Here is a 22,736-nt window from a genome sequence, read left to right as displayed (position 1 = left end):
TGTTTCTCATGCGAGAGGTTCTTCGACAGGATGCGGCCATGAGAAGAAGCGCAGCCGTACTGTGCGGCGTGACCGCCGTACTGGCCGGGACCCTCACGGCCCTTCCGGCCGAGGCGAGCCCGTCCGTGAGCACCGCAGCACTGGCGAAGGTCGCCTGGAAGAAGTGCGGCCTGGAGGACTACCCGACCCTCCAGTGCGGGTCGGTGAAGGTGCCGCTCGACTACGCCAAGCCGCAGGGCCGGAAGATCACCCTGGCCGTGTCCCGGGTCCCGCACACCGCGAAGAAGTACCAGGGCCCGCTGCTGGTCAACCCCGGCGGCCCCGGTGGCAGCGGTCTGACGCTCGCCGGATTCGTCGCGTCCGACCTGCCCAAGGCGGTCGCGGCCCAGTACGACGTCATCGGCTTCGACCCGCGCGGAGTGGGCGCGAGCAAGCCCGCCCTCGACTGCAAGCCGGGCTACTTCAACCCGGTGCGCCCCGCCAGCGTTCCCAGCACCCCCGCGATCGAGAAGGCCAACCTCGACCGCGCCAAGTCCTTCGCCGCCGCCTGCGGCCGCAAGTACGCGGACCTGCTGCCGTACATCAACACGATCAACGCCGTGAAGGACATGGACTCGATCCGTAAGTCCCTCGGCGCCAAGAAGATCAACTACTTCGGCTACTCGTACGGCACCTACCTGGGCCAGGTCTACGCCAAGCTCTTCCCGACCCACGTGCGCCGCCTGGTGCTCGACTCGATCGTCGACCCCCACGGTGTCTGGTACGACGCCAACATCTCGCAGGACTACGCCTTCGACGCCCGCCAGAAGGCGCTCATGGCGTGGATAGCCAAGTACGACTCCACGTACAAGCTCGGCACCGACCCGGCCGCGATCGAGGCCAAGTGGTACGCGATGCAGGCCGAGTTGGCCAAGAAGCCCGCGGGCGGCAAGGTCGGCGCCGCCGAGCTGGAGGACACCTTCATCCCGGGCGGCTACTACAACGGCTACTGGCCCGACCTGGCCAAGGCGTTCGCCGCGTACGTGAACGACAAGAACGCCACCCCGCTGGTCAAGGCGTACCAGAGCTTCGCCGCCATCGACGCCTCCGGGGACAACGGCTACAGCATCTACACCTCGGTGCAGTGCCGTGACGCCTCCTGGCCGCGCGACTGGCGCCAGTGGCAGAAGGACAACTGGGCCGTGTACGAGAAGGCCCCGTTCATGGCCTGGAGCAACGCCTGGTACAACGCGCCCTGCGCGTTCTGGCCCACGAAGTCGCTCAAGCCGGTGAACGTCGCCAACGGCAAGCTGCCGCCGGCGCTGCTCTTCCAGGCGACGAACGACGCGGCCACCCCCTACCAGGGCGGTGTCACCGTCCACCGCCTGCTCAAGCGCTCCAGCCTCGTCGTCGAGCAGGGCGGCGGAAACCACGGCATCACGCTGGGCGGGAACGCCTGCCTGGACAAGTACCTGGTGAAGTACCTGACCGACGGCACGGTGCCGCGCGGCCACGGCACGGCCGACGCGGTCTGCAAGAAGACCGCCGACCCCACGCCGCCGGTCACGACGAAGTCCGCCATGGCGGCCACGGCCGGGTCGGCAGCCACGCCGGCCGGTGACACCCTGCACGGACTGCTCGGCTTCCGCGGCTGAACCAGCGGGACATGAGAAGGGCGCCCGGTTGCACACCGGGCGCCCTTCGTCGTCGTAGCGGAAGCGGGTGTTACAGCTTCTCGATGACGTAGTCGACGCACTTCGTCAGGGCCTCGACGTCCGCCGGGTCGATCGCCGGGAACATCGCCACGCGCAGCTGGTTGCGGCCGAGCTTGCGGTAGGGCTCGGTGTCCACGATGCCGTTGGCGCGCAGCACCTTGGCGATCGCGGCGGCGTCGATCTCGTCCGAGAAGTCGATCGTGCCGATGACCTGGGAGCGCTTGGCCGGGTCGGTGACGAACGGGGTCGCGTGCTTGGACTCCTCCGCCCAGCTGTACAGGCGGGTCGAGGAGTCCTTCGTACGGGCCGTCGACCACGCGAGACCGCCCTGGCCGTTGATCCACTCCAGCTGCTGGTTCAGCAGGAAGAGGGTGGCGAGGGCCGGGGTGTTGTACGTCTGGTTCTTGCGGGAGTTGTCGATCGCCGTCGGCAGCGAGAAGAACTCCGGGACGTGACGGCCGGACGCGTGGATCCGCTCGGCGCGCTCGATCGCGGCCGGGGAGAACACGCCGATCCACAGGCCGCCGTCGGAGGCGAAGGACTTCTGCGGGGCGAAGTAGTAGACGTCCGTCTCGGCGATGTCGACCGGGAGGCCGCCGGCGCCGGAGGTGGCGTCCACGAGGACCAGCGCGCCCTCGTCCGCGCCGGCCACCCGCTTGATCGGGGCGGCGACACCGGTGGAGGTCTCGTTGTGCGTGAAGGCGTACGCGTCGACACCGGCCTCCGCCTGCGGCTCCGGGTGCGTGCCGGGCTCGGAGGAGATGACGGTCGGCTCGGCCAGCCAGGGGGCCAGCTTGGACGCCTTCGCGAACTTCGACGAGAACTCGCCGAAGGTCAGGTGCTGCGACTTGTTCTCGATCAGGCCGTGCGTCGCGACGTCCCAGAACGCGGTGGAGCCGCCGTTGCCGAGGACGACCTCGTAGCCCTCGGGGAGGGAGAAGAGCTCACTGATGCCCTCGCGCACCTTGCCGACCAGGTTCTTGACCGGAGCCTGGCGGTGGGAGGTGCCGAGGAGGGAGGTACCGGTTGCGGCCAGCGCGTCCAGCGCTTCCGTCCGCACCTTGGAGGGGCCCGCGCCGAATCGACCGTCGGCGGGCTTGATGTCAGCGGGAATCTGGATCTCAGCCACGGGGGGAGCGTAGCCGCTGGGGGAAACCTGGTCGAAACGTAGTCCGTCGGGTGAGACGCGGTGGTGTCGGCCCACCTGGTTTGCTGGAGCCATGACGGATCTTGAGGCCGATCTGCGGAAGGCCGTCCGGGGCGAGGTCGCTTTCGACGTCACCTCACGGGCCCTGGTCACCATGGACGCGTCCAACTACCGGCGCGTCCCCCTCGGGGTCGTCGCCCCCCGGGACGCCGACGACGTGGCCGCCGTGCTGGAGGTCTGCCGCACCCACGGCGTCCCCGTCGTCCCGCGCGGTGGCGGTACCTCCATCGCCGGGCAGGCCACCGGCACCGGGGTCGTGCTGGACTTCACCCGGCACATGAACCGAATCCTGGCGCTGGACCCCGGGGCGCGTACCGCGGTCGTCCAGCCCGGCCTGGTGCTCGACCGGCTCCAGGACGCCGCCGCCCCGCACGGGCTCCGCTTCGGCCCCGACCCCTCCACCCACAGCCGGTGCACGCTCGGCGGGATGATCGGCAACAACTCCTGCGGCTCGCACTCGGTGGCGTGGGGGACCACCGCGGACAGCGTGCGCGAGCTCGACGTCGTCACCGCGCGCGGGGAGCGGCTGCGGCTCGGACCGGAGTGGGCCGGGGCGCCGACGGGGCTGCGGGAGCTGGTCGACGGGGAACTGGCACGGCTGCGGACCGGTTTCCCCGAGCTGCCCCGCCGGATCTCCGGGTACGCCCTGGACGCCCTTCTGCCGGAACACCGGGCCGACGTCGCCCGGTCCTTCTGCGGCAGCGAGGGCACCCTCGGCGTGCTCACCGAGGCCGTCGTCCGGCTCGTGGAGGCGCCACGCGCGCGTGCGCTCGCGGTCCTCGGGTACGCGGACGAAGGCGCGGCCGCCGAGGCGGCGGCCGGGCTGCTGGTGCACCGCCCCCTGACGGTGGAGGGCATGGCGGCCGACCTGGTGCCCTCGGCGGCCGCGCTGCCCCGGGGCGGCGCCTGGCTGTTCGTGGAGACGGGCGGCTCCTCCGAGGGCGAGGCACGCGCGCGTGCGGAGGAGATCGTGCGCGCGGCCGACGTCCTCGACGCCCTCGTGGTGACCGACCCGGCGGGGCAACGCGCCCTGTGGCGCATCCGCGAGGACGCCAGCGGTACGGCCACCCGGATGCCGGACGGCAGCGAGGCCTGGCCGGGCTGGGAGGACTGCGCGGTGCCGCCGCGGCGGCTCGGCGCGTATCTGCGGGACTTCCGGGGACTGCTGGGCGCGCACGGTCTGCGCGGAACGCCCTACGGCCACTTCGGCGACGGCTGCATCCATGTCCGCATCGACTTCGACCTGCTGACGCAGGCGGGGATCGGAAGGTTCCGCCGCTTCTCCGAGGAACTCGCCGACCTGGTCGTCGCGCACGGCGGGTCACTGTCCGGGGAGCACGGCGACGGGCAGGCGCGCGCCGAACTGCTGCCCCGGATGTACGGCGACGAGATGATCGCCCTCTTCGAGCGGGCGAAGGCCCTCTGGGACCCGGACGACCTGCTCAACCCCGGCATGCTGGTCCGCCCGGCCCCCCTCGACACCAACCTCCGCTTCTCGGTCCTGCCCCGCGAGCCGGTCGACGTCGCCTTCGGGTACCCGGACGACGGCGGTGATTTCTCCGCAGCCGTACGCCGCTGCGTCGGGGTCGCGAAATGCCGTACGACAGCGGCGACCGGGTCCGCCGTCATGTGCCCGTCCTTCCGGGCCACCGGCGAGGAGGCGCACTCCACGCGCGGGCGTGCCCGGCTGCTGCACGAGATGCTCGCGGGCGAGGCGGGCGGGGTGGTCACCGACGGCTGGCGGTCCGAGGAGGTGCGCGAGGCGCTGGACCTGTGCCTGTCCTGCAAGGGCTGCCGGTCCGACTGCCCGGTCGGGGTGGACATGGCCACGTACAAGGCGGAGTTCCTGCACCACCACTACGCGGGGCGGCGCCGCCCGGCGTCCCACCACAGCATGGGCCGGCTGCCGGAGTGGCTGCGCCGGGTGGACCGGCTGCGGCTGGCTCCTGTGCTCAACTCCCTTGCCGCCGTACGGCCGTTGGCGGCCGTCGCCAAGCGGCTGGGCGGGATCGCGCCCGAGCGGCGGATCCCGAGGCTGGCGGGGGAGACGTTCAGCCGGTGGTGGGAGGGGCGGAAAGCCCTCGGGCGGAACGCCCGCGACACCGGTGACCTGGTGATCCTGTGGCCGGACACCTTCACCGAGCACCTCTCGCCGTCCGTGGGGCAGGCGGCCGTACGTGTGCTGGAGGCGGCGGGGCTGCGGGTGGCGCTGCCGCCCACCCTCCACCTGGAGAAGGCGCCGGTGGGCGACGGCAGGACGGTCGCCCTGGACCCGGTGTCCCTCCTGCGGGGCCGGGGCCGGGTCTGCTGCGGCCTGACGTACGTGTCGACGGGCCAACTCGACCGCGCCCGTACGGTGTTGCGCCGCACCCTCGACCTGATGGCGCCGGTGCTGGAGACCTCTGTCCCGGTCGTCGTCCTGGAACCGAGCTGCGCGGCCGCCCTCCGCACCGACCTGCCGGAACTGCTGCACGACGATCCGCGGGCCGCCCTCCTCGCCTCCCGCGTCCTGACCTTCGCGGAAGCCCTGGAGCGACTCGCCCCCGACTGGCGGCCACCGGCCCTGAACCGCCCGGTCGTCGGTCAGACCCACTGCCACCAGCACGCCGTCCTGGGCGACACGGCCGACCGCCGGCTGCGCGAGGCCGCGGGCCTCACCGGCGACCTGAGCGGCGGCTGCTGTGGACTCGCGGGCAACTTCGGCTTCGAGAAAGGCCACTTCGAGGTGTCGCGGACCTGCGCGGAGGAGCAACTGCTGCCGACGGTACGTCAGGCGCCGCCGTCGGCAGGCGTGTTGGCCGACGGGTTCTCCTGCCGTACGCAGCTGGAACAACTGGCGGGAGTGCGGGGCAGACACCTGGCGGAGGTGCTGGCGGAGGGACTCGCACGACAGCCCTGAACAGGCGGCGCCGCCCCGGCGGAGTCCCTCCCGCTCGGTGCCCCGCCCGGTGGAGACTCACCACCATGCCCACCTTCGACCGCGTCGCCGTCCTCTCCGACATCCACGGTGTCCTGCCCGCCCTGGAAGCCGTCCTCACCGAGCCCGAAGTGGCCGCCGCCGAGCGGATCGTGCTGACCGGGGACATCACCGCGGGTCCCCAACCAGCCGAAGTCCTGGCCCTGTTGAGGGCGCAGGGGGAGCGAGTGCTGTGGATCCCGGGCAACGCCGACCGGGAACTCGTCGAATACCGCAAGGGGGAACGGCTGGAGATCCCCGACCCGATCGCCCCCTACGCCGCCGCTCAACTCACCGAAGCAGACGTGGAGTTCCTCGCCACGCTCCCCACCACCCGCACCCTCACCGTCCGCGGCCTCGGCGAGGTCCTCTTCTGCCACGCCACTCCCCGCGACGACGAGGAGATCGTCCTGGTCGACTCGCGCCCGGCCCGCTGGACGGAGGTCCTCGGGAACGTCCCCGACACCGTCCGCACGATCGTCTGCGGCCACACCCATATGCCGTACGTCCGCCTCGCCCACGGCCGCCTGGTCGTGAACCCCGGCAGCGTCGGCATGCCCTACGGCCGCCCCGGCGCCCACTGGTGCCTGCTCGGCCCCGGCGCCGACCTGCGGGTGACGCCGTACGACATCCCGGCGGCCGTGGAACGCCTCGTCGCGGAGTGCGGCTGGCCGGGGATCGCCGAGTGGGCGGACTACTACCTCAACGCGCGGGCGACGGACACGGAGGCGTTGGAGACGTTCGGGGCGCGGGACGGGAGGGCGGGCTCGTAGACCCCGTTGCGATACTCCCGCCGTGGAAACGAACACGCCCCTCACGAACTGGACCCTGCGTCCCGCACACCCCGCCGATGTCGAGCCGATAGCCGAACTGCGGGCCGTGGTCATGCGCCCCGACCTGGAGCGGCTGGGCCGGTTCGACGAGCACCGGGTACGGCAGCGGTTCCGGGACGCCTTCGACGAGCGGCACATGTCGGTCATCCTGGCCGAGGGGCGTTTCGCGGGCTGTGTCGCCCTGCGGCCGGCCGAGGACGCCCACTGGCTGGAGCACTTCTTCATCGCCCCGGACCTCCAGGGTCACGGCCTCGGCTCAGCCGTCCTGCGCGACCTGCTCGCCCGGACCGACGCCGACGGCGCACTCGTCCGCCTGAACGTCCTCCAGGGCAGCGCGGCGCGACGGTTGTACGAGCAGCACGGGTTCGTAGTGGAGAGCGAGGATGCCGTGGACGTGTTCATGGTGCGTCGGCCGGGATACGGCACCGCCGCACACGACCTGATCAACGGGTCGACCGGGCAGCCGTAGACGACGCCGCATCCTGCCCGACGTCGCGGCTGGTGGGGGACCGGACGGATCCGGGCCCCCACCACCGCACCGGACTGCTGTCAGCGCTGCCCCGGCGTCGTGGAACTGCGCGGTCCGACCAGGGGCCACGGAGCTCAGGCGGGTCCAGGCTGTTGCCGAGCCTCGTCGGCGACCTGCCTGCCCGAGTCGCGTGCCTGGTCGGTCACCCGGGTAGCCTGGTCGCGGGCCTCGTCCTGAGTGGTGCGGGCACCTTCCGCGGCGGTGTCCTTCACCTCCTGCGCCGCGCTCTGCGCAGCCTCCTTGCCGCCCTCCATCAGGTTTTGCGCGGAGTCGAGGGCGGCCCGCTTCGCCGGCTCCAGCGCCTCGCCTCCGCGTTGCATCAGGTCGGTGGCCTTCTCCTGCTCCGCCTGGGACGCAGGCAGCATCGAGGACACCAGCATGCCGAAGCCGAAGGCGATCAGACCGGCGGCCAGTGGATTGCCCTGGGTCTGACGCATCGCCTGGTCGGGCGCCTGCCGTACCGCTTCCCCGGCCTGGTCGGCCGCCTCACGCGCCGTGTCGGCCGCCTGCTGGGTGCCCTCCCGCAGCGAACCGGCCGCCGACTGAGCGCTGCTTCCGACCCCGTGGGCGGTGTCCGAGGCGGACCCCATGACCCGCTCCCGCATACCCGAGACAGCGCCGCGCATCCGCCGGGTGCGGCGACGGACCACACGTCGGGGGCTGGCACGGTCCGCGAGCCGGTCCACGTCCGCGGACAGCCGGTCCCGGGTGGCATCGATCTCAGATCTCATCTGGTCGGATGACGTGCCCATTGCGCATTCTCCTTCATCGTTTCGACAGTCTGCTCAGGCTTCGGCGCCACGGTGCGCATCTGTGTGCGGCCCCGCTGGTACAGCACGGCTGCGATCACGGCCCACACCACGGTGACGATCAGGGCGGCCCAGCCCCCGTCCATCACGTTGGCCAGGCCCAACACGGCGGCCAATGACAGGAACAGGAGCACCATGTAGCCGGCGAATCCGGCGCCGCCGTACATGCCGGCGGCCTTGCCCGCCTTGGTCGCCTCCTGCTTGACCTCGGTCTTGGCCAGTTCGACCTCCTGGCGGAACAGGGTCTGGACGTCCGAGGTCACGGCGGACAGCAGTTCACCCACAGAGCCGTCCCTGCCGTGCGACTCCGCCGGGTTGGACGGGATGGAGGACATCGCTCACACCTCCGGATACGGGCGACCCGGAGCACCGCCCGGGGGCGTACCGACGGACGGCGGGACCGGTGGCGGAGCGGGCGGCACCACCGGCGACGGCTCCTGCGCGGTGCCTGGCGGCGGACCGGCCGGGAGTGTCGCGGACCCCTGCTCGTTCAGCGGCGCCTGCTCCGAGGTTCCGGGGGACCGCTGCTGTCCGTTTCCGGAAGACTGGTTCGACTTGGCCGCGACCTTCGCCAGCCGCCCGACGGCCAGCCCTGCCAGGAGCGCACCACCCAGGAACGCTCCGGGGCGACGGCGGGCGAAGCCCTGCACATCGGAGAGAACGCCATCGACTCCCTGCCTCTCCATGTATGCGGCCGCCCGGTGCCCGCCGTCGGCCGCCCGGGCCGCGAGGCTGCGGGCGGGGGAGTCGCTCTGGGCGTTCTCCGCCAGTCCTTCCAAGTCGTCGGCCCAGTGGCGCAGCGCCCCGGCCGCCCGCCTGGTCTGCTCCTCGATCTCGTCTCGCGCGCGACTCCGCAGCTCCTCGACGACCACGCCGGCCTGCTGCCGTGCCTCCCCCGCCACGGCCTTGGCCTGACCGGCGGCGGTACCCGCGACCTCGCCCGCAGCCTGCTTCGCCTGACCGGCCGTGGCCGACATCTCCGCTCTGGCCGTCTCGCCGGTCTGCTGCAACCTCGCCGCGTTGCCTTGTATTGCCTCACTCATCAGCCACTCCTCCTCGACACCCGCTCAAGCTTCGGTACGTCGGGTTTATTAGCGAGTGACTGTTTTGGTGGCATTCACACACGTAAGCGAGAATTACGGTTCGGCTACTGGGTGGCGTATGCCGGCGACGTCGGCGTACGGCTTGCGCAGCGTCAGTCGCGGACCTGGGCGTGAGTCGGGCCGAAGGCGTCGGTATGGGCTCTCGCGGTGGCGCTGTCTGGCGTCTCATGTCCCCGAAGCAGTGGCATAAGAGGTTTACGCACCTGACGCAGTCCATTACTGTGAACTCGGAAGTTCACCCTACTGGACAGTGGGGTGTGCCGCACCGGACCATCCGCAGCCGAGTATCTGGACCGCCCGTGACCACGCCCGACACCCCCAGTACGGCCCGCGTCTCCCCGGCCCCGACCGCGCCGCCCGCCGCCGTCGGCACGCCCCGCCGCACCGCCCTCGGCCCTGTCGGCCTCGTGCTCGCCGGAGGCGTCTCCGTGCAGTTCGGTGCGGCGCTGGCCGTGACGCTGATGCCGAGGGCGGGGGCCCTCGGGGTCGTGACCCTGCGACTGCTGGTGGCCGCGCTCGTCCTCCTCGTCGTCTGCCGTCCCCGGCTGCGCGGGCACTCCCGTACCGACTGGGGCACGGTCGTCGTCTTCGGTCTCACCCTGGCCGCGATGAACGGCCTCTTCTACCAGGCCGTCGACCGCATCTCGCTCGGCGCCGCGGTGACCCTGGAGTTCCTCGGCCCCCTCGCCCTCTCGGTGCTCGCCTCCCGCCGCGCGGTCAACACCGTCTGGGCCGGACTCGCGCTCGCCGGGGTCTTCCTCCTCGGCGGCGGGGACTTCGGCGACCTGGACCCGGCGGGCGTGGCCTTCGCACTGGGCGCGGGCGCCATGTGGGCGGCGTACATCGTCTTCAGTGCGCGTACCGGCCGCCGTTTCCCGCAGGCCGACGGCCTCGCCCTGGCGATGGCGGTCGGCGCGCTGGCGTTCCTGCCGCTCGGCATCGCGGAGTCGGGCACCCGGCTTCTCGACCCGGTGACCGTGGGCCTGGGCGCGGCGGTGGCCCTGATGTCCTCCGTCCTGCCCTACACCCTCGAACTCCTCGCCCTGCGCAAGCTGCCCGCCTCCACTTTCGCGATCCTCATGAGCCTGGAGCCGGCCATGGCCGCCCTCGCCGGCTTCCTGATCCTCGACCAGGCCCTGTCCGTGCTCCAGGCCCTCGCCGTCGCCCTCGTGATCGCGGCGAGCATGGGGGCGGTGCGGACGCAGGTGGGGCGGGGCAAGGCGATCACTCCGTGACCCTCGGGTCCATACCGTCAGTCCGCGAGCTTCTCCCATACCGAGACGTGCGTCTCGCTCTCGCTGGTGAAGGGGGCGCGACCCCAGTCCGCCCACCGCTCCCGCAGCCGCATCCCGGCCAGCCGGGCCATGAGGTCCAGCTCCGCGGGCCAGACGTAACGGAAGGGGATGGACCGGAAGGAGCCCTGGCCGTCCTCCGTGACCCTGACGTGGTGGGAGGACATCGCCTGGGTGGCGGTGTCGTAGGTGTCGAACCCGAGGCGGTCCGTGCCGACGTGGAACGGCACCGTGTTCTGCCCGGGCGGCAGCTTTTGCAGCTGGGGGACCATGACCTCGACCACGAAGGTCCCGCCCGGCTCCAGATGGGCCGCGACATTGCGGAAGCAGTCCACCTGGGCGTCCTGGGTCGTCAGGTTCATGATCGTGTTGAAGACCAGATAGGCGACCGAGTAGGTGCCGGGCGCGCGGGCCGTCGCGAAGTCCCCGATCGTCACCCCGACCGCCGCACCGCCGGGCTTGGTCCGCAGCCGGTCCGCCATCGCCCGGGACAGCTCGATGCCGTGCACGTCGACCCCGCGCCGAGCCAGCGGCAACGCGATCCGCCCGGTCCCGACGCCCAGCTCCAGGGCCCGCCCCTCCCCGGCCAGCTCCGCCAGCAGGTCCACGGCCGGCTCGACCGCCTCGGGCGCGAACATCGTCGCCGACGACTCGTCGTACGTCGCCGCGACGGACTCTCCGAAGTAACCGTCGTCATGGATCACCGGGGGACCGTACTGCGGACGAGGCGGGGGGCGCGCGTGAATATCCATCCGTGAAGATCCGTCCCGTGAATTAATGCAAGCACGCTTGCTTGTTTCTGGCCCCGCTGCCATCCTCTCCTCATGGCAGACCCCACGCCCGTCATCGACGACCTGTGTGCGGAGAGCGAGGAACTCGACCTGCTGGTAACCGAGTTGAGCCCGGAGCAGTGGTCGCTGCCGACCCCCGCCCCCGGCTGGACCGTCGCCCACCAGATCGCCCACCTCGCCTGGACCGACCACTCCTCCCTGCTCGCCGTCACCGACCAGCGGGCCTTCTCCCGCGAGGTCGAGAAGGCGTTGGCGGCGCCCGGGGACTTCGTGGACGAGGGCGCGGCGGAGGGTGCCCGAAAGCCCCCGGCGCGACTGCTCGCCTACTGGCGGGCGGGACGCGAGGACCTGGCGGAGGCCCTGCGGAACGCCCCCGAGGGCTCCCGTTTCCCCTGGTACGGCCCGCCCATGTCCACCACCTCCATGGCCACCGCCCGCCTCATGGAGACCTGGGCCCACGGCCTGGACGTGGCGGACGCGCTGGGAGTGACCCGTGAGCCGACCGACCGGATCCGGCACATCGTCCGCCTCGGCGTCCGCACCCGCGACTTCGCGTTCGGCGTGCACGGACTGACCCCGCCCTTCGAGCAGTTCCGCATCGAACTCACCGCGCCCTCCGGCGAGTTGTGGACCTACGGCCCCGAGGGCGCCACCGACCGCGTCACCGGCCCCGCCCTCGACTTCTGCCTCCTGGTCACCCAGCGGGCCCACCGCGCCGACCTCGCCCTGCGCGCCGAGGGCGAGGACGCCGACCGCTGGCTCGACATCGCCCAGGCCTTCGCGGGCCCGCCCGGCGCCGGGCGCCCGGCGAAGGGGACGGCTTCCGGCGGTTCGGGGAAGGGAGCGGCTTCCGGCGGTTCGGGGGAGGGGATGCCTTCCGGTGGCCGGGTGGAGGGGACAGCGTCCGCCGACTCGGGGAAGGGAAGGGCTTTCGACGGCCCGGGGGAGGGGGTGCCTCCCGGCGACTCGGCAAAGGGAACGGCCTCCGCCGGCCCAGGAGAAGGAACGGCTTCCGCCGACTCGGCGAAGGGAATGCCTCCTGGCGGCCCGGCAAGGGGAGTTGCCGGATGACCCTGCGCATAGGCAACGCCTCCGGCTTCTACGGCGACCGCTTCGACGCCCTGCGCGAGATGCTCACCGGCGGCGAACTCGACGTCCTCACCGGCGACTACCTCGCCGAACTCACCATGCTCATCCTGGGCCGGGACCGGCTGAAGGACCCCGGGGCCGGATACGCCCGCACCTTCCTCCGCCAACTCGAGGAGTGCCTCGGCCTCGCACACGAGCGGGGCGTGCGGATCGTCACCAACGCGGGCGGCCTCAACCCCGCCGGACTCGCCGCCCGCATAAGGGAGTTGGCAGACCGACTCGGCCTGCCGGTCCGCGTCGCCCATGTCGAGGGCGACGACCTGACCCGTGACCACCCGGGCGCCCTCGCCGCCCACGCCTACCTCGGCGGCTTCGGCATCGCGACCTGTCTGCGCGAGGGCGCGGACGTCGTCGTGACCGGCCGGGTGACGGACGCGGCCCTGGTCACCGGGCCCGCCGCCGCCCACTTCGGCTGGTCGCCGACGGACTACGACCGCCTCGCGGGAGCCGTCGTCGCCGGGCACGTCCTGGAGTGCGGGACACAGGCGACCGGCGGGAACTACGCCTTCTTCGCCGATGGCAAGCACGATCGCGGAGTTCTGAGAAAGCCCGGCTTCCCCCTCGCCGAACTCCACGAGGACGGCACCGCCGTCATCACCAAGCACCCCGGTACCGGCGGCTTCGTCGACGTCGGCACGGTGACCGCCCAGCTGCTGTACGAGACGCAGGGCGCCCGGTACGCCGGCCCCGACGTCACCGCCCGCCTCGACACGGTCAGGCTCACCCAGGACGGCCCCGACCGCGTCCGGATCTCCGGCGTACGCGGCGAGGCCCCGCCGCCCACCCTCAAGGTCGGCCTCAACCGCCTCGGCGGCTTCCGCAACGAGGTCGCCTTCGTCCTGACCGGCCTCGACATCGAGGCCAAGGCCGCCCTGGTGCGGGAGCAGCTGGAGCCCCACCTGGCCAAGGTCACCGACGTGCGCTGGGACCTGGTCCGCACCGACCGCCCGGACGCCGGGACGGAGGAGACCGCCAGCGCCCTGCTGCGGCTGGTCGTCCGGGACGCGGACCAGGAGGTCGTCGGGCGGGCGCTCAGCGGGGCCGCCGTGGAGCTGGCGCTCGCGAGCTACCCCGGGTTCCATGTGCTGGCGCCACCGGGAAAGGGCTCGCCCTATGGGGTCTTCGAGGATATGTACGTCCCCCATGGGGCCGTGGACCATGTGGCCGTCCTCCACGACGGGCGGCGGATCCCGGTGGCACCGGCCCAGGAGACCGCCGTACTCGAAAACCCACCGGAAGCACCCCTGCCGGATCCGCCGCCGCCCGGCCCGACCCGGCGGGCGCCCCTCGGCCTCGTCGCCGGCGCCCGCAGCGGTGACAAGGGCGGGAACGCCAACGTCGGGGTGTGGGCACGGACGGACGACGGCTGGCGATGGCTCGCCCACACCCTCACCGTCGAGCGCCTGCGCCAACTCCTCCCGGAGACGGCGGAGTTGAACGTCACCCGCCACGACCTCCCCCACCTCCGCGCCCTGAACTTCGTCGTGGAGGGGATCCTCGGCGAGGGCGTCGCCGCCCAGCACCGTTTCGACCCGCAGGCCAAGGCCCTCGGCGAATGGCTGCGCTCCCGCCACCTGGACATCCCGGAGGCCCTGCTGTGACTGTTCTGCCGTCCACCCTGGACCCGAAGAGCCCCGAATACCTCTCCCACCGCGAAGCCATGCTCGCCAAACTGGAACAGCTGACCACCGAGCACGCGAAGGCCCTCGCCGGCGGCGGCGAGAAGTACGTCCAACGGCACCGCAAGCGAGGCAAGATGCTCGCCCGGGAGCGCATCGAGCTGCTCCTCGACCCCGACACGCCCTTCCTGGAACTGTCCCCGCTGGCCGCCTGGGGCAGCGACTACACGGTCGGCGCCTCCTTCGTCACCGGGATCGGGGTGGTGGCGGGCGTGGAGTGCCTGATCACCGCCAACGACCCGACCGTGCGCGGCGGCGCGAGCAATCCGTGGTCGCTGAAGAAGGCCCTGCGGGCCAATGACATCGCCCTCGCCAACCGGCTGCCCTGCATCAGCCTGGTGGAGTCCGGCGGCGCCGACCTGCCCTCGCAGAAGGAGATCTTCATCCCGGGCGGGGCCATCTTCCGGGATCTGACCAGGCTGTCGGCGGCCGGGATACCGACCCTCGCCGTCGTCTTCGGCAACTCCACGGCCGGCGGCGCCTACGTCCCCGGCATGTCCGACCACGTGATCATGGTCAAGGAGCGGGCCAAGGTGTTCCTCGGCGGCCCGCCCCTCGTCAAGATGGCGACCGGCGAGGAGAGCGACGACGAGTCCCTCGGCGGTGCCGAGATGCACGCGCGCGTGTCGGGCCTCGCGGACTACTTCGCCGTGGACGAGCGGGACGCGCTCAGACAGGCCCGCAGAGTTGTGGCCCGCCTCAACCACCGCAAGGCGTACGCCGATCCGTCCCCCGCCGAACCCCCCAAGTACTCCGCCGACGAACTGCTGGGGATCGTCCCCGGCGACCTGCGCACCCCCTTCGACCCGCGCGAGGTGATCGCCCGGATCGTCGACGCCTCCGACTTCGACGAGTTCAAGCCGCTGTACGGGACGAGCCTGGTGACGGGGTGGGCGGCGCTCCACGGATACCCGGTCGGTGTGCTGGCGAACGCCCAGGGAGTCCTGTTCTCCGAGGAGTCCCAGAAGGCGGCCCAGTTCATCCAGCTGGCCAACCAGCGCGACATCCCGCTGCTGTTCCTGCACAACACCACCGGCTACATGGTCGGCAAGGAGTACGAACAGGGCGGCATCATCAAACACGGCGCGATGATGATCAACGCGGTCAGCAACTCGAAGGTCCCGCACCTCTCCGTCCTCATGGGCGCCTCGTACGGCGCCGGCCACTACGGCATGTGCGGCCGCGCCTACGACCCCCGCTTCCTCTTCGCCTGGCCCAGCGCCAAGTCGGCCGTCATGGGCCCCCAGCAGCTCGCCGGCGTGCTCTCCATCGTCGCCCGCCAGTCGGCCGCGGCGAAGGGGCTGCCGTACGACGAGGAGGGCGACGCGGCCCTGCGCGCCATGGTGGAGCAGCAGATCGAGTCCGAGTCGCTGCCCATGTTCCTGTCCGGGCGGCTCTACGACGACGGCGTCATCGACCCCCGCGACACCCGGACGGTACTGGGACTGTGCCTGTCCGCGATCCACACCGCGCCCTACGAGGGCGCCCGCGGCGGCTTCGGCGTCTTCCGGATGTGAGGGACCCTTCAGTGATCACTTCTGTGCTCGTCGCCAACCGGGGCGAGATCGCCTGCCGGATCTTCCGCACCTGCCGCGAGCTGGGCATCCGGACGGTCGCCGTGCACTCCGACCCGGACGCGAACGCCCTCCACACGCGCGTGGCGGACGCGGCCGTACGGCTCCCGGGCGCGGCCCCCGCCGACACCTACCTGCGCGCCGACCTGGTCGTGAAGGCGGCGATCGCCTCCGGCGCCGACGCCGTGCACCCCGGCTACGGCTTCCTCTCCGAGAACGCCGGCTTCGCACGGGCCGTCCTGGACGCGGGCCTGGCCTGGATAGGGCCGCCGCCGTCGGCGATCGAGGCGATGGCGTCCAAGACACGCGCCAAGGAACTGATGGGCCTCGCGCCCCTCACGGACGTGACGCCGGCCGATCTGCCGGTGCTGGTGAAGGCGGCCGCGGGCGGCGGAGGCCGTGGCATGCGCGTCGTACGCCGCATCGAGGACCTGGGCGCCGCCCTGGAGAGCGCCCGCGCCGAGGCCGCGAGCGCCTTCGGCGACGGCGAGGTCTTCGTCGAGCCGTACGTCGAGGACGGCCGCCACGTCGAGGTCCAGGTCCTCGCCGACACCCACGGCACGGTCTGGGCCCTGGGCACCCGCGACTGCTCCCTCCAGCGCCGCCACCAGAAGGTGATCGAGGAGGCCCCGGCCCCCGGCCTCCCGGACGAACTCAGGGAGGAACTGCACGAGTCGGCCGTACGAGCCGCGCGCGCGGTGGACTACGTGGGCGCGGGCACGGTCGAGTTCCTGGTCTCCGGCACCCGGGCCCACTTCCTGGAGATGAACACCCGCCTCCAGGTCGAACACCCGGTGACGGAGGCGGTGTTCGGCATCGACCTGGTGGCGGAACAGATCCGCGTCGCCGAGGGGGCCACACTGCCCGACGAGCCCCCACGCGCGCGTGGCCACGCCGTCGAAGCGCGCCTGTACGCCGAGGACCCCGCGCGCGACTGGACCCCGCAGACCGGCACCCTGCACCACTTCTCGGTCCCCCCGTCCGTCCGCCTGGACACGGGCTACGAGGACGGCGACGACATCGGCGTCCACTACGACCCGATGCTCGCCAAGGTCGTCGCGTACGCCCCCACACGCGCGGAGGCGGTCCGCAAACTGGCGGGCGCCCTGGAGAGGGCGACGATCCACGGCCCGACCACGAACAGGGACCTGCTGGTGAACTCCCTGCGCCACAAGGAGTTCACGACGGCCCGCATGGACACCGGCTTCTACGACCGCCACCTCACGGAACTCGCCGCCGGAACCGGGGACCCTCACGCCCCCCTGGCGGCGGCCCTCGCGGACGCGGTCGGCCGCTCCCGCTTCGGCGGCTTCCGCAACCTGGCCTCCGCCCCGCAGACCAAGCGCTACGAGCTGGCGGGTGAGGAGCACGAGGTCCACTACCGCCACACCAGGGACGGCCTGGAGGCGGACGGGGTCCGGGTGATCCACGCGGACCCGAGCGGGGTCGTACTCGAAGTGGAGGGCGTGCGGCGGAAGTTCGACGTGGCGCGATACGGCGACCAGGTGTACGTCGGGGGAGTGTCCCTGAAGTCCCTGCCCCGCTTCCCCGACCCGACGGCCCAGCACGCACCGGGTTCCCTCTTGGCCCCCATGCCGGGAACGGTCGTAAGGGTCGCGGACGGCCTGACCGCAGGATCCGCCGTAGAAGCGGGCCAGCCTCTCCTGTGGCTGGAGGCAATGAAGATGGAACACAAGATCACGGCGCCCCACGCAGGAACGCTGAGTGCCTTGGAGGCAGTACCCGGCCAACAGGTAACGGTCGGCTCTCTACTAGCGGTGGTGGACGCACCTTAGGGGCGCGGGGAACTGCGCGACCAGCCACAACGAAGGAGCCACATGCCCACGATCGAAACGGACGAGCACAAAGCCCTCCGAACAGCTGTATCCGCCCTCGGCAAACGCCACGGCCGCGACTTCAACCGAGAGGAACTCTGGTCCGAGGCAGCCAAGCTCGGCTATCTCGGCGTCAACCTGCCGGATGCATACGGCGGCGGAGGCGGCGGAATCGCCGAACTCTCCATCGTCCTCGAAGAGCTCGGCGCAGCCGGCTGCCCCCTCCTCATGATGGTCGTGTCTCCCGCCATCTGCGGCACGGTGATCGCCCGCTTCGGCACCGAGGAACAGAAACGAACGTGGCTCCCCGCCCTCGCCGACGGCACCCGCACCATGGCCTTCGGCATCACGGAACCGGACGCCGGCTCCAACTCCCACCGCATCACCACCACGGCCCACCGCGACGGCGCCGACTGGCTCCTCACCGGCCGCAAGGTCTTCATCTCCGGAGTGGACATAGCCGACGCCACCCTCATAGTCGGCCGCACGGAGGACTCCCGCACCGGCCGCCTCAAGCCCTGCCTCTTCATCGTCCCCCGGGACGCCGAAGGCTTCACCCGCCGTCAGATCGACATGGAACTCCAGGCGGCGGAAAAGCAGTTCGAGCTGACCCTCGACGACGTACGCCTGCCCGCCGAAGCCCTCGTGGGAGACGAGGACGCGGGCCTCCTCCAGCTCTTCGCCGGCCTCAACCCCGAGCGCATCATGACGGCCGCCTTCGCGATCGGCATGGGCCGCTACGCCCTCTCCCAGGCGATCACCTACGCCAAGGACCGGACGGTCTGGAACGCCCCCATCGGCGCCCACCAAGCCATCGCCCACCCCCTCGCCCAGGCGCACATCGACCTCGAACTGGCCCGCCTGATGATGCAGAAGGCCGCGTACCTCTACGACGAGGGGGACGACGCGGCCGCGGGCGAGGCCGCCAACATGGCGAAGTACGCGGCGGGGGAGGCCTGCGTGAAGGCCGTCGACCAGGCAGTCCACACCCTCGGCGGCAACGGCCTCACCCGGGAGTTCGGCATCGCCTCGCTGATAACGGCCGCGCGCGTGGCTCGTATCGCACCGGTCAGCAGGGAGATGATTCTCAACTACGTCTCCCACCAGACCCTGGGCCTGCCCAAGTCGTACTGACCGTCCTGGAGGAACCGTGTTCCGCAGCGAGTACGCAGACGTCCAGCCCCTCGAACTCCCCATCCACGAGGCCGTCCTGGCTCGCGCCGCCGAGTTCGGGGACGCGCCCGCCCTGATCGACGGCACGGACGGCACCACCCTCACGTACGGGCAGCTCGACCGGTTCCACCGCCGGGTCGCCGCGGGGCTCGCGGAGGCGGGCGTCACCAAGGGGGACGTGCTCGCGCTGCACAGCCCCAACACGATCGCCTTCCCGACCGCGTTCTACGCCGCCACGCGCGCGGGTGCCTCCGTCACGACCGTGCACCCGCTGTCCACGCCGGAGGAGTTCGCCAAGCAGCTCAGCGACTCCGCGGCCCGCTGGATCGTCACCGTCTCCCCGCTCCTGGAGACGGCACGCCGGGCCGCCGAACTCGCGGGCGGCGTACGGGAGATCTTCGTCTGCGACAGCGCCCCCGGCCACCGCTCCCTCATCGACATGCTGGCCACGACGGCCCCCGAGCCGGACATTGCCATAGACCCGGTGACGGACGTCGCGGCACTGCCGTACTCCTCGGGCACCACCGGCGCCCCCAAGGGCGTGATGCTCACGCACCGGCAGATCGCCACCAACCTCGCCCAGCTCCAGCCGCTGATGGCGGCCGGCCCCGAGGACCGCATCCTCGCGGTCCTGCCCTTCTTCCACATCTACGGCCTCACGGCCCTCATGAACGCGCCCCTGCGCGTCGGCGCGAGCGTCGTCGTCCTGCCCCGCTTCGACCTGGAGACCTTCCTCGCGGCCATCCAGAACCACCGCATCACCGGCCTGTACGTGGCCCCGCCGATCGTCCTCGCCCTCGCCAAGCACCCCCTCGTCGAGCACTACGACCTGTCGTCCCTGCGCTACATCGTCAGCGCCGCCGCCCCGCTGGACGCCCGCCTCGCCGCCGCCTGTTCGGCCCGGCTCGGCCTCCCGCCCGTCGGCCAGGCGTACGGCATGACGGAACTCTCGCCCGGTACCCATGTCGTCCCCCTGTCCGCCATGCGCGAGGCACCCCCGGGGACCGTCGGCAAGCTCATCCCCGGCACCGAGATGCGGATCGTCTCCCTCGACGACCCCGGCAAGGACCTCGGCATCGGCGAGCCCGGCGAGATCCTCATCCGCGGCCCGCAGATCATGAAGGGCTACCTCGGCCGCCCCGACGACACCGCCGCGATGATCGACCCCGAGGGCTGGCTGCACACCGGAGACGTCGGCCATGTCGACGCCGACGGCTGGCTGTTCGTCGTCGACCGGGTCAAGGAACTCATCAAGTACAAGGGCTTCCAGGTGGCCCCCGCCGAGCTGGAGGCCCTCCTGCTCACCCACCCCGGCATCGCCGACGCGGCCGTCATCGGCGTCTACAACGACGACGGCAACGAGGTCCCGCAGGCCTTCGTCGTCCGCCAGCCCACCGCGAGCGACCTCTCCGAGAGCGAGGTCATGATGTACGTCGCCGAACGCGTCGCCCCCTACAAACGCGTCCGCCACGTCACCTTCCTCGACGCGGTGCCCCGGGCCGCCTCCGGCAAGATCCTCCGACGGCAGCTCAGGGAGCGCACATGACACTGATCGCCCGCACCCACGCGCGGGGCGTCGAGACCCTCACCCTCGACTCCCCGCACAACCGCAACGCCCTGTCCGCGGCGCTGCTGGAGGAGCTGGCCTCCTCGCTGGCCGACTGCGCCAAGGACGGCGAGGTCCGCGCGGTCGTCCTCACCCACACCGGCACCACCTTCTCCGCGGGCGCCGATCTGAAGGACCCCCCGGACCCCGAGGCCCTGGTGGGGCTCCTGCGGCAGATCGTGGAGCTCGGCAAGCCGGTCCTCGCACGCGTCACCGGGCACGTCCGCGCGGGCGGCCTCGGCCTCCTCGCCGCCTGCGACATCGCGGCCGCGTCCACCGCCTCGACCTTCGCCTTCACCGAGGTACGGATCGGCGTCGCCCCCGCGGTCATCTCCCTGACCCTGCTGCCCCGCACCGACCCCCGCGCCCTCGCCCGCCACTACCTCACCGGCGAGCGCTTCGACGCCGCCGAGGCGGCCCGCATCGGCCTGGTGACGGCGGCCGGCGACGACGTGGACGCCGTACTCGGACCCATCCTGGACGGTCTGCGGCGGGCCGCCCCCGAGGCCCTGGCCGAGACGAAACGGCTGCTCACCGCTAGGGTGCTGGAGACCTTCGACCGGGACGCGGCCGACCTGACCGCGCTCTCGGCCCGGCTGTTCGCCGCACCGCACGCGCGCGAGGGCATGACAGCCTTCCTGGAACGACGGGATCCCTCATGGGCGGTGTGACCACGACCGGCGACCGGGCCGACCGCATACCCAAGCAGGACCGCAGCCGGGCCACCCGGCAGCGCCTCCTCGAAGCCGCCGTGGCCTGCCTCGCCGAACACGGCTGGGCCGGCTCCACGGTCACCGTCGTCGCCGAACGCGCCGGCGTCTCCCGGGGCGCCGCCCAGCACCACTTCCCCACCCGCGAGGACCTCTTCACCGCGGCCGTCGAATACGTCGCCGAAGAACGCTCCACGGCCCTGCGCGCCCTGTTCCCGCAGGGCGCGGCCGACGACCGGCGCGCGGTGGTCTCCGCCCTCGTCGACCTCTACACCGGCCCCCTCTTCCGAGCCGCCCTCCACCTCTGGGTCGCCGCCTCCAACGAGGAGCAACTGCGCCCGAAGGTGACCGAATTGGAGGCACGGGTCGGCCGCGAGACCCATCGCATCGCCGTGGACCTGCTGGGCGCGGACGAGTCACGCCCAGGCGTCCGCGAGACGGTCCAGGGCCTCCTGGACATGGCCCGCGGCCTGGGTCTGGCAAACCTGCTCACGGACGACACCGGCCGGCGGGACCGTGTGGTGGCGCAGTGGGCGGCACTGCTGAACGAGACGCTCGCCTAGTCGTGGTTTGGCCGCGGCCTAGTCGGCGATGTCTCCGAACCCCTCGATGTCCCGGGGGTTCCGAGCCGCGGGGCCCACATACCGGGCAGAGGGCCGCACCAGCCGCCCCGTCTGCTTCTGCTCCAGAATGTGCGCCGACCAGCCCGCCGTACGCGCGCACGTGAACATCGACGTGAACATGTGCGCCGGCACCTCGGCGAAGTCGAGGACGATCGCCGCCCAGAACTCCACGTTCGTGGCGAGCACCCGGTCAGGGCGTCGCGCGTGCAGCTCCGCCAGCGCCGCCTTCTCCAACGCCTCCGCGATCTCGAACCGGGGCGCCCCCAGCTCCCGCGCGGTACGACGCAGCACACGCGCGCGGGGATCCTCGGCCCGGTACACCCGGTGCCCGAACCCCATCAGCCGCTCACCCCGGTCCAGCGCCTGCCTGACGTACGCCTCGGCGTCCCCGGTCCGCTCGATCTCCTCGATCATCCCCAGCACCCGCGAGGGCGCCCCGCCATGCAGCGGCCCGGACATCGCGCCCACGGCCCCGGAGAGCGCGGCGGCGACATCGGCCCCCGTGGAGGCGATCACGCGCGCGGTGAACGTGGACGCGTTCATCCCATGCTCCGCGGCCGACGTCCAGTAGGCGTCCACGGCGGCCACATGCTTCGGGTCCGGCTCCCCCCGCCAGCGGATCATGAACCGCTCGACGACGGACTGCGCCTTGTCGATCTCCCGCTGCGGCACCATGGGCAGCCCCTGCCCGCGCGCGGACTGGGCGACGTAGGACAGCGCCATCACGGCGGCCCGGGCGAGGTCGGCACGCGCCTGCCCGGCATCGATGTCCAGCAGGGGCTTGAGCCCCCACACCGGGGCGAGCATGGCGAGCGCCGACTGGACGTCCACACGGATGTCCCCGGAGTGCACCGGGATCGGGAACGGCTCCGCGGGCGGCAGACCGGGATTGAAGGCGCCGTCGACCAGCAGCCCCCACACGTTGCCGAACGAGACATGGCCGACCAGATCCTCGATGTCGACGCCCCGGTACCGCAGCGCGCCGCCCTCCTTGTCCGGTTCGGCGATCTCCGTCTCGAACGCGACGACTCCTTCGAGGCCGGGTACGAAACCGGGGTCAAAGCCGGGGTCGAGGTCGGACATCAGGCGGCTCCTCGTGATGTGTACGACGGATGACGCCACGATATCCCCGAGTGCCACCTTTGGGGAGGGCATGCGGCACTCAGTGCCACC

General features: G+C 71.8%; 18 protein-coding genes and 1 pseudogene. 13 read left to right on the top strand and 6 right to left on the bottom strand.

Annotation, left to right across the window (positions count from 1 at the left end; genetic code table 11):
* The first annotated feature begins 38 nt into the window (after window positions 1–38).
* Entirely contained in the window at window positions 39–1,634 is a 1,596-nt protein-coding gene (locus tag ACGFWE_RS31065; RefSeq protein WP_352388725.1) for an alpha/beta hydrolase, read from the top strand.
* A gap of 70 nt (window positions 1,635–1,704) precedes the next feature.
* Here the strand turns inward: ACGFWE_RS31065 and serC are convergent, their stop codons facing one another.
* The gene (gene serC, locus ACGFWE_RS31060) at window positions 1,705–2,823 is read right to left on the bottom strand and encodes a phosphoserine transaminase (RefSeq protein WP_393603212.1); all 1,119 of its coding nucleotides are present in this window, start codon (window positions 2,821–2,823) and stop codon (window positions 1,705–1,707) included.
* Between the two features lie 91 nt (window positions 2,824–2,914).
* On the opposite strand from serC, the gene ACGFWE_RS31055 reads away from it, so the two are divergent.
* From ACGFWE_RS31055 to ACGFWE_RS31045, 3 genes are all read left to right on the top strand, one after another.
* Window positions 2,915–5,800 (top strand): FAD-binding and (Fe-S)-binding domain-containing protein, encoded by a 2,886-nt coding sequence (locus ACGFWE_RS31055; RefSeq protein WP_393603210.1) that lies wholly within the window; start codon window positions 2,915–2,917, stop codon window positions 5,798–5,800.
* A gap of 65 nt (window positions 5,801–5,865) precedes the next feature.
* The gene (locus ACGFWE_RS31050) at window positions 5,866–6,630 is read left to right on the top strand and encodes a metallophosphoesterase family protein (protein ID WP_352388719.1); all 765 of its coding nucleotides are present in this window, start codon (window positions 5,866–5,868) and stop codon (window positions 6,628–6,630) included.
* 22 nt (window positions 6,631–6,652) lie between these two features.
* Window positions 6,653–7,159: a GNAT family N-acetyltransferase gene (locus tag ACGFWE_RS31045; protein ID WP_393603208.1), complete on the top strand. Its 507-nt coding sequence runs from the start codon at window positions 6,653–6,655 to the stop codon at window positions 7,157–7,159.
* Between the two features lie 134 nt (window positions 7,160–7,293).
* On the opposite strand, the gene ACGFWE_RS31040 is transcribed toward ACGFWE_RS31045, so the two are convergent.
* Genes ACGFWE_RS31040 through ACGFWE_RS31030 form a run of 3 tightly spaced genes read right to left on the bottom strand, consistent with a single transcriptional unit; the run spans window position 7,294 to window position 9,071 of the window.
* Window positions 7,294–7,971: a DUF3618 domain-containing protein gene (locus ACGFWE_RS31040; RefSeq protein ID WP_393603206.1), complete on the bottom strand. Its 678-nt coding sequence runs from the start codon at window positions 7,969–7,971 to the stop codon at window positions 7,294–7,296.
* Window positions 7,947–8,312, bottom strand: a complete 366-nt coding sequence (locus ACGFWE_RS31035; RefSeq protein ID WP_393603204.1) for a phage holin family protein — start codon at window positions 8,310–8,312, stop codon at window positions 7,947–7,949. The genes ACGFWE_RS31040 and ACGFWE_RS31035 overlap by 25 nt, the downstream gene beginning before the upstream one ends.
* Before the next feature lie 54 nt (window positions 8,313–8,366).
* Complete coding sequence (locus tag ACGFWE_RS31030) at window positions 8,367–9,071, bottom strand: hypothetical protein (protein ID WP_393603202.1); 705 nt, start codon at window positions 9,069–9,071, stop codon at window positions 8,367–8,369.
* Window positions 9,072–9,430: 359 nt separating this feature from the next.
* Here ACGFWE_RS31030 and ACGFWE_RS31025 point away from each other — a divergent pair, with 359 nt between their 5' ends.
* Window positions 9,431–10,366 carry a DMT family transporter gene (locus tag ACGFWE_RS31025; protein WP_393603200.1) on the top strand — a complete coding sequence of 312 codons (936 nt, stop codon included), beginning with the start codon at window positions 9,431–9,433 and terminating at the stop codon, window positions 10,364–10,366.
* 17 nt (window positions 10,367–10,383) lie between these two features.
* On the opposite strand, the gene ACGFWE_RS31020 is transcribed toward ACGFWE_RS31025, so the two are convergent.
* Window positions 10,384–11,127 carry a class I SAM-dependent methyltransferase gene (locus ACGFWE_RS31020; protein WP_352388707.1) on the bottom strand — a complete coding sequence of 248 codons (744 nt, stop codon included), beginning with the start codon at window positions 11,125–11,127 and terminating at the stop codon, window positions 10,384–10,386.
* 120 nt (window positions 11,128–11,247) lie between these two features.
* Here ACGFWE_RS31020 and ACGFWE_RS31015 point away from each other — a divergent pair.
* The 8 genes and pseudogenes from ACGFWE_RS31015 to ACGFWE_RS30980 all read left to right on the top strand — a co-directional run.
* A pseudogene (locus ACGFWE_RS31015) lies at window positions 11,248–12,033 on the top strand (TIGR03084 family metal-binding protein); the annotation flags it as partial.
* Window positions 12,034–12,281: 248 nt separating this feature from the next.
* Complete coding sequence (locus ACGFWE_RS31010) at window positions 12,282–13,964, top strand: acyclic terpene utilization AtuA family protein (RefSeq protein ID WP_393603198.1); 1,683 nt, start codon at window positions 12,282–12,284, stop codon at window positions 13,962–13,964.
* Window positions 13,961–15,559, top strand: a complete 1,599-nt coding sequence (locus ACGFWE_RS31005; RefSeq protein WP_393603196.1) for an acyl-CoA carboxylase subunit beta — start codon at window positions 13,961–13,963, stop codon at window positions 15,557–15,559. The genes ACGFWE_RS31010 and ACGFWE_RS31005 overlap by 4 nt, the downstream gene beginning before the upstream one ends.
* An 11-nt stretch (window positions 15,560–15,570) precedes the next feature.
* Window positions 15,571–17,412: an acetyl/propionyl/methylcrotonyl-CoA carboxylase subunit alpha gene (locus tag ACGFWE_RS31000; RefSeq protein ID WP_393603194.1), complete on the top strand. Its 1,842-nt coding sequence runs from the start codon at window positions 15,571–15,573 to the stop codon at window positions 17,410–17,412.
* 42 nt (window positions 17,413–17,454) lie between these two features.
* Entirely contained in the window at window positions 17,455–18,585 is a 1,131-nt protein-coding gene (locus ACGFWE_RS30995) for an acyl-CoA dehydrogenase family protein (RefSeq protein ID WP_352388699.1), read from the top strand.
* Between the two features lie 16 nt (window positions 18,586–18,601).
* Window positions 18,602–20,170, top strand: coding sequence for a 4-coumarate--CoA ligase family protein (locus ACGFWE_RS30990; RefSeq protein WP_352388697.1), 1,569 nt, complete (start codon window positions 18,602–18,604; stop codon window positions 20,168–20,170).
* Window positions 20,167–20,901 (top strand): enoyl-CoA hydratase family protein, encoded by a 735-nt coding sequence (locus ACGFWE_RS30985; protein WP_393603192.1) that lies wholly within the window; start codon window positions 20,167–20,169, stop codon window positions 20,899–20,901. Before ACGFWE_RS30990 ends, ACGFWE_RS30985 begins: the two co-directional genes overlap by 4 nt.
* Window positions 20,889–21,503, top strand: coding sequence for a TetR/AcrR family transcriptional regulator (locus tag ACGFWE_RS30980; protein ID WP_393603190.1), 615 nt, complete (start codon window positions 20,889–20,891; stop codon window positions 21,501–21,503). Before ACGFWE_RS30985 ends, ACGFWE_RS30980 begins: the two co-directional genes overlap by 13 nt.
* A gap of 18 nt (window positions 21,504–21,521) precedes the next feature.
* Here the strand turns inward: ACGFWE_RS30980 and ACGFWE_RS30975 are convergent, their stop codons facing one another.
* The gene (locus ACGFWE_RS30975; RefSeq protein ID WP_393603188.1) at window positions 21,522–22,646 is read right to left on the bottom strand and encodes a citrate synthase 2; all 1,125 of its coding nucleotides are present in this window, start codon (window positions 22,644–22,646) and stop codon (window positions 21,522–21,524) included.
* Between the last annotated feature and the right edge of the window lie 90 nt (window positions 22,647–22,736).

Origin of the sequence: Streptomyces sp. NPDC048523, from assembly GCF_043199815.1 — a bacterium.
Lineage (GTDB): Bacteria > Actinomycetota > Actinomycetes > Streptomycetales > Streptomycetaceae > Streptomyces.
The sequence above is the reverse complement of the archived record's forward strand: the minus strand, read 5'-3'. Positions and strand labels throughout refer to the sequence as shown.

What these genes read in the sequence shown, in the direction of transcription:
- ACGFWE_RS30980 (WP_393603190.1), top strand. Translation starts at nt 20,889, where the DNA reads ATGGGCGGTGTGACCACGACCGGCGACCGGGCCGACCGCATACCCAAG.
- ACGFWE_RS30985 (WP_393603192.1), top strand. Translation starts at nt 20,167, where the DNA reads ATGACACTGATCGCCCGCACCCACGCGCGGGGCGTCGAGACCCTCACC.
- ACGFWE_RS31065 (WP_352388725.1), top strand. Translation starts at nt 39, where the DNA reads ATGAGAAGAAGCGCAGCCGTACTGTGCGGCGTGACCGCCGTACTGGCC.
- ACGFWE_RS31030 (WP_393603202.1), bottom strand. Translation starts at nt 9,071, where the DNA reads ATGAGTGAGGCAATACAAGGCAACGCGGCGAGGTTGCAGCAGACCGGC.
- ACGFWE_RS31055 (WP_393603210.1), top strand. Translation starts at nt 2,915, where the DNA reads ATGACGGATCTTGAGGCCGATCTGCGGAAGGCCGTCCGGGGCGAGGTC.
- ACGFWE_RS31010 (WP_393603198.1), top strand. Translation starts at nt 12,282, where the DNA reads ATGACCCTGCGCATAGGCAACGCCTCCGGCTTCTACGGCGACCGCTTC.
- ACGFWE_RS30995 (WP_352388699.1), top strand. Translation starts at nt 17,455, where the DNA reads ATGCCCACGATCGAAACGGACGAGCACAAAGCCCTCCGAACAGCTGTA.
- ACGFWE_RS31040 (WP_393603206.1), bottom strand. Translation starts at nt 7,971, where the DNA reads ATGGGCACGTCATCCGACCAGATGAGATCTGAGATCGATGCCACCCGG.
- ACGFWE_RS31050 (WP_352388719.1), top strand. Translation starts at nt 5,866, where the DNA reads ATGCCCACCTTCGACCGCGTCGCCGTCCTCTCCGACATCCACGGTGTC.
- ACGFWE_RS30975 (WP_393603188.1), bottom strand. Translation starts at nt 22,646, where the DNA reads ATGTCCGACCTCGACCCCGGCTTTGACCCCGGTTTCGTACCCGGCCTC.